Origin of the sequence: Micromonospora sp. BL1 (assembly GCF_003667485.1) — a bacterium.
Lineage (GTDB): Bacteria > Actinomycetota > Actinomycetes > Mycobacteriales > Micromonosporaceae > Micromonospora > Micromonospora tulbaghiae.
Map to the genome: position 1 here is coordinate 1 of NZ_RCVK01000097.1, position 5787 is coordinate 5787.

Genomic DNA, 5787 nt, shown 5'->3' on the forward strand with positions numbered 1-5787 from the left:
GGAGTAGGCGGCGGCGTGGGGGTGGGACTCGACGACCTTGGTGATCCTCGCCGTCACCCGGGCGACCTGGTCGGCGGCGGCGCCTGCGAAGGCGTTGCGGTCGGCCACCAGGGTGTCGATCTCGGCCCGGGTGAGGCCCAGGCGGCCGTCGGCGGCCAGCCGGTCGAACAGGTCGTTCTCGGGCGCGCCCTTCTCCCGCATGGCCAGCGCCACGGCGACCGCGTGCTCCTTGATCACCTCGTGCGCGACCTCCCGGCCCACACCCCGGCGTACGGCCGCCACCAGGATCTTCGTGGTGGCGAGGAACGGCAGGAAGCGCTCCAGCTCCCGGTTGATCACCGCCGGGTACGGGCCGAACTCGTCCAGCACGGTGAGGAACGTCTGGAACAGCCCGTCGGCGGCGAAGAACGCGTCGGGCAGCGCGACCCGGCGTACCACCGAGCAGGAGACGTCGCCCTCGTTCCACTGGTCGCCGGCCAACTCGCCGACCATCGACAGGTAACCCCTGATGATCACCGCGAAGCCGTTCACCCGCTCGGACGAGCGCGTGTTCATCTTGTGCGGCATCGCGCTGGAACCGACCTGGCCCGGCTTGAAGCCCTCGGTGACCAGCTCCTGGCCGACCATCAGCCGGATCGTGGTGGCCAGCGACGACGGCGCGGCGGCCACCTGGGCCAGCGCGGAGAGCACGTCGAAGTCCAGCGAACGCGGGTACACCTGGCCGACGCTGTCCAGCACCCGGCGGAAGCCCAGGTGCCCGGCCACCCGCTGCTCCAGCTCGGCCACCTTGCCGGCGTCGCCGTCGAACAGATCGAGCTGGTCGGCGGCGGTGCCCACCGGCCCCTTGATCCCGCGCAGCGGGTAGCGGCCGATCAGGTCCTCCAGCCGCTCGTACGCGATCAGCAGCTCCTCCGCCGCCGACGCGAAGCGCTTGCCGAGCGTGGTGGCCTGCGCGGCGACGTTGTGCGACCGGCCGGTCATCACCAGCGCGGAGTACTCGCCCGCGTGCCAGCCCAGCCGGGTCAGCGTGGCGACCACCCGGTCCCGGATCAGCTCCAGCGAGGCGCGGATCTGGAGCTGCTCGACGTTCTCGGTGAGGTCTCGGGAGGTCATCCCCTTGTGCACGTGCTCGTGCCCGGCGAGCGCGCTGAACTCCTCGATCCGGGCCTTCACGTCGTGCCGGGTGACCCGCTCGCGCGCCGCGATCGAGGCCAGGTCGACGTCGTCCACCACGCGCTCGTACGCCTCGACGACCCCGTCCGGCACCGGCACGCCGAGGTCACGCTGGGCCTTGAGCACCGCCAGCCAGAGCCGGCGCTCCATCCGGACCTTCTCCTCCGGCGACCAGAGGGCGACCAGTTCGGGCGAGGCGTACCGGTTGGCGAGCACGTTCGGGATCGTCGTCACGTACCTCAGTCTTTCACGACGCCCGGGCCGGCCCCGGCGACGCCGGTACCCGGTCCGGCCTGTGGGCGGGCCGGACCGGGACACACCGTCAGCCCAGCCGGATCTCCGGGTCCAGCGCGACCGCGGCCATCTCCTCGACTGTCATCAGATGCCGGTCGGTGGACGAGTGCGTCTGCACCGACACGAACGCGCCGTCGGCCCGCTTGACGGTCACGCTACGCAGGACGGTCCGCTCGGTCACCGGACCGACCAGGCGTCGGCCCTCGGCGTCGTTGGCGACCACCAGCTCGCCCCCGGGACCGGTGAAGGACCGGCACGTGACCTCGCCGGGGCGGCACCGGTCCGGTCCCGACGTGTGGCCGGGGCGCACCCGGCCCACGTTGATGTTCAGGTACGACCGGACCTCGCCCCGGGCCGCGACACCCACAGCCAACCAGCCGGTCGCGGACTCCCACTGCAACCGCTGCACCGACCACGGCGGCTCGTCGGTGACCGGGCCGTCCCAGGTCTCGCGGTCGGCTGTCGACGCGCCCTGCACCCACCGCAGGTCCGGCGCCTCCCGGTGGAACGCGGCCAGGATCGCCACCTGCAGGCGCTCCGGCTCGCTCCGGGCGGTGGCGGACGGCGCGGCCGAGTGGGCGGGCGCCGGGCCACCGGACGCCCCCGGCTGCACGACCACGCCGACGCCGAGCGCCAGCGCCAGCACGGCTGTCGCCGAGGCGTACGCGCCCAGGCGTCGCCGCCGGCGACGGCCCTCCCGCGCCACCAGGGCGTCCACGTCCACCGCCGTCGGCGGCGCGTCGCCGATCGCCTCGTCGAAGATCTGCCGGTACGTCATCGCTGCCTCCCGCTCTCCACCGGCGAATGGTGCGAGGCGAGCAGCCGCAACGTCTCCAGCGCGCGGGCGGCCTGACTCTTCACGGTGCCGGTGCTGACGCCCAGGATCTGCGCGGTCTCCTCGACGGACAGGTCGCAGTAGAAGCGAAGCACCACCACCGCCCGTCGCCGCGGCGCGAGCCGGCCCAGCATGTCGAGCAGCATCTCCCGCTCACCGACCGACGGCTCCCCGGCCGCCAGGTCCGCCCGGTCCGGCACCTCGTCGGTGCTGTGCTCCCGCCGCCACGGGCGGCGCCGCTCGTCCAGCCACGCGTTGGTGAGCATCCCCCGGACGTACGCGTCGAGGTTGTTCGCGCCGAGCGCCCGCCGCCAGTTGCGGTAGAGCTTGCCCAGCGTGATCGACACCAGGTCGTCCGCCGTGTGCCAGTCCCGGCAGAGCAGGTACGCCGTGCGGCGCAGCGGCTCCAGCCGGGCGGTCACGTAGTCGCGGAACTCCTCGTCACGCCCGGTCACGGGGGGCCGCTCCTCGTTCGCCTCATGCCCAGGGGACGGAACGGGCCGGCACGCGGGTTGCCCGCCCGGCGAATAACCGGGCGGGCGTCGTCGTCAGCGCTCCAGGATCGCCGTCACGCCCTGCCCGCCGGCCGCGCAGATGGAGATCAGGCCGCGCCCGCTCCCCTTCTGATCCAGCAGCTTGGCCAGCGTGGCGACGATCCGGCCGCCGGTGGCGGCGAACGGGTGCCCGGCCGCCAGCGACGAGCCGTTGACGTTGAGCTTGTCCCGGTCGATCGAGCCGAGCGGGGCGTCCAGGCCGAGGCGCTCCTTGCAGAACTCCGGCGACTCCCAGGCGGCCAGCGTGGCCAGCACCTGCGAGGCGAACGCTTCGTGGATCTCGTAGAAGTCGAAGTCCTGGAGGCTCAGCCCGGCCCGGGCCAGCATCCGGGGCACGGCGTACGCGGGGGCCATCAGCAGGCCCTCGTCGCCGTGCACGAAGTCGACGGCGGCGGCCTCGGACCAGGAGAACCACGCCAGCACCGGCAGGTTGTGCGCCTTGGCCCACTCCTCGGAGGCGAGCAGCACGGTGGACGCGCCGTCGGTGAGCGGCGAGGAGTTGCCGGCGGTCATGGTGGCCCGCTCGGCGTCCGCGCCGGAGGCGCCGAAGACCGGCTTGAGCGAGCCGAGCTTCTCGAGGCTGGTGTCCGGCCGCAGGTTCTGGTCGCGGGTGAGCCCCAGGTACGGGGTCATCAGGTCGTCGAAGAACCCCTTGTCGTACGCGGCGGCGAGCCGCTGGTGCGAGCGCAGCGCCAGTTCGTCCTGCGCGGTGCGGTCGACGTTCCAGCGCAGCGCGGTCCGGGCCGCGTGCTCACCCATCGACAGCCCGGTACGGGGTTCGGCGTTGCGCGGGATGTCCGGCTTGAACGGCTGGTGCGGGCGCAGCTTCGCGGCGATCTTGAGCCGTTCGCCGAGCGTACGGGCCGAGTTGAGCTGGATCAGGGTGCGCCGCATGTCCTCGTTGACGGCGAGCGGCGCGTCCGAGGTGGTGTCGACGCCACCGGCGATGCCGACCTCGATCTGCCCGAGGGCGATCTTGTTGGCGACCAGGATGGCTGCCTCCAGCCCGGTGCCGCAGGCCTGCTGGATGTCGTACGCGGGGGTGTGCGGGTCGAGCCGGGAGCCGAGCACCACCTCGCGGGTGAGGTTGAAGTCGCGGGAGTGCTTGAGCACCGCGCCGGCCACGACCTCGCCGACCCGCTCGCCGGCCAGCCCGAACCGGGCGACCAGCCCGTCGAGCGCGGCGCCGAGCATGTCGGCGTTCGACGCGTGCGCGTAGCGCGAGTTGGACCGGGCGAAGGGGATGCGGTTGCCCCCGATGACCGCGACCCGCCGGACACTCTGCACGATCGGCCTCCCTCGAAACTGTTGCCCGAACCCTACTCGCCAGTAGGCTACGCCTATGACCGACAGGTACGCGAGCTTCGTCCAGACGGGGGCCGGTCGCGCGCTGGTCAAGCGCCTCGGGCTGCCCGACCCGCCCCGACTGCGCCGGCACACGCCCGGTGACCCGCTCGTTCCCGGGCCGGTCCTGCTCGGCTCCTCGGCCGGCGGCCGGATCGCCGAGCCGGCCGGCAAGATCCTGACCGCCGCCGGGGTCGAGCTGGCCGATCCGGTCGCCGCGCACGACGCCGACCGCCGCTTCGCGGCCCTGGTGTACGACGCCAGCGGGATCACCGACTCCGCCGGGCTGCGCCAGCTCTACGACTTCTTCCACCCGCAGGCCCGGTCGCTGCTGCCCAGCGGCCGGGTGATCGTGCTGGGCACCCCGCCAGCCGAGTGCGGCTCTCCCCGGGAGGCTACCGCCCAGCGCGCGCTGGAGGGCCTGACCCGCAGCATCGGCAAGGAGTTCGGCCGGGGCGTGACCGCCCAGCTCGTCTACGTGACCCGCGAGGGTGACGCCGGCACCCCGGTGAGCCTGGAGTCCACGCTCCGGTTCCTGCTCTCCGGCCGCTCCGCGTACGTCTCGGGCCAGGTCGTACGCGTGGGCACCGGCACCGCGGTCGCGCCGGCCGACTGGGACCGGCCGTTGGACGGGCAGGTGGTGCTGGTGACCGGCGCGGCCCGGGGCATCGGCGCGGCGCTGGCGAAGGTGCTGGCCCGCGACGGCGCCCAGGTGGTGGCGCTGGACATCCCGGCGGCCGGGGACGAGCTGGCCGCTGTCGCCAACGAGATCGGCGGCAGCGCGGTGCAGCTCGACCTGACCGCGCCTGACGCGCCGACCCGGCTGGCGGAGCATCTGGCGTCCCGGCACGGCCGGGTCGACGTCGTGGTGCACAACGCGGGCATCACCCGGGACAAGACGCTGGGCCGGATGGACGCCGACCGGTGGGACTCGGTGATCGACGTGAACCTGTCCAGCCAGGAACGGATCAACGACGTCCTGCTGGAGCGCGACCTGATCCCGGCCGGCGGCCGGATCGTGTCGGTCTCGTCGATCGCCGGGATCGCCGGCAACCGGGGGCAGACCAACTACGCGACGAGCAAGGCCGGCGTGATCGGCCTGGTCGACTCGCTCTCCCCGGTGCTGTGCGAGCGCGGGATCAGCCTGAACGCTGTCGCGCCGGGCTTCATCGAGACGCGGCTGACCGCACGTATCCCGCTGACCATCCGCGAGGCGGGACGGCGGATGAACAGCATGGCCCAGGGCGGCCTGCCGGTGGACGTGGCCGAGACGATCGGCTGGCTCTCCTGGCCGGCGAGCGGCGCGGTGAGCGGCAACGTGGTCCGGGTGGGCGGCCAGAGTCTGCTGGGGGCGTGATGGCGAAGGACCACGAGGAGGACCTGACCCTGCACGACCTGATCGAGGGCCCCACCCGCGACCTGACCTCGGCCCGAGCCGCCGCCCTCGCCCAGACCAACGCCCGCCCGGCGTCCGGCGATCATGAAGTTGACGGCACTTCCGGAGATCCACAAGGCAGCCAACTTCATGATCAACTGAGCGAAGGGGCGGCGGGGCGGCGGCGCGCCGCGCTGGACGTGCTGCGTGCC

Annotated in this window: 5 protein-coding genes and 1 pseudogene; 2 read left to right on the forward strand and 4 right to left on the reverse strand. The window is 73.2% G+C overall.

Annotated elements, in window-relative coordinates:
- The 4 genes from purB to EAD96_RS00950 form a co-directional block, all read right to left on the reverse strand.
- On the reverse strand, nucleotides 1-1407 hold a 1407-nt coding region (purB, locus tag EAD96_RS00935), incomplete at its 3' end, for an adenylosuccinate lyase (protein ID WP_121682928.1).
- Nucleotides 1408-1495: 88 nt separating this feature from the next.
- Nucleotides 1496-2245, reverse strand: coding sequence for a hypothetical protein (locus EAD96_RS00940; protein WP_121682929.1), 750 nt, complete (start codon nucleotides 2243-2245; stop codon nucleotides 1496-1498).
- Nucleotides 2242-2757 carry a SigE family RNA polymerase sigma factor gene (locus EAD96_RS00945; protein ID WP_121682930.1) on the reverse strand — a complete coding sequence of 172 codons (516 nt, stop codon included), beginning with the start codon at nucleotides 2755-2757 and terminating at the stop codon, nucleotides 2242-2244. The genes EAD96_RS00940 and EAD96_RS00945 overlap by 4 nt, the downstream gene beginning before the upstream one ends.
- A gap of 93 nt (nucleotides 2758-2850) precedes the next feature.
- Entirely contained in the window at nucleotides 2851-4143 is a 1293-nt protein-coding gene (locus EAD96_RS00950) for an acetyl-CoA C-acetyltransferase (protein ID WP_121682931.1), read from the reverse strand.
- 55 nt (nucleotides 4144-4198) lie between these two features.
- On the opposite strand from EAD96_RS00950, the gene EAD96_RS00955 reads away from it, so the two are divergent.
- The gene (locus EAD96_RS00955; protein ID WP_121682932.1) at nucleotides 4199-5557 is read left to right on the forward strand and encodes a 3-oxoacyl-ACP reductase; all 1359 of its coding nucleotides are present in this window, start codon (nucleotides 4199-4201) and stop codon (nucleotides 5555-5557) included.
- Nucleotides 5557-5787 (forward strand): annotated as a pseudogene (locus EAD96_RS00960) (hypothetical protein); the annotation flags it as partial. The gene EAD96_RS00955 and the pseudogene EAD96_RS00960, both read left to right, overlap by 1 nt.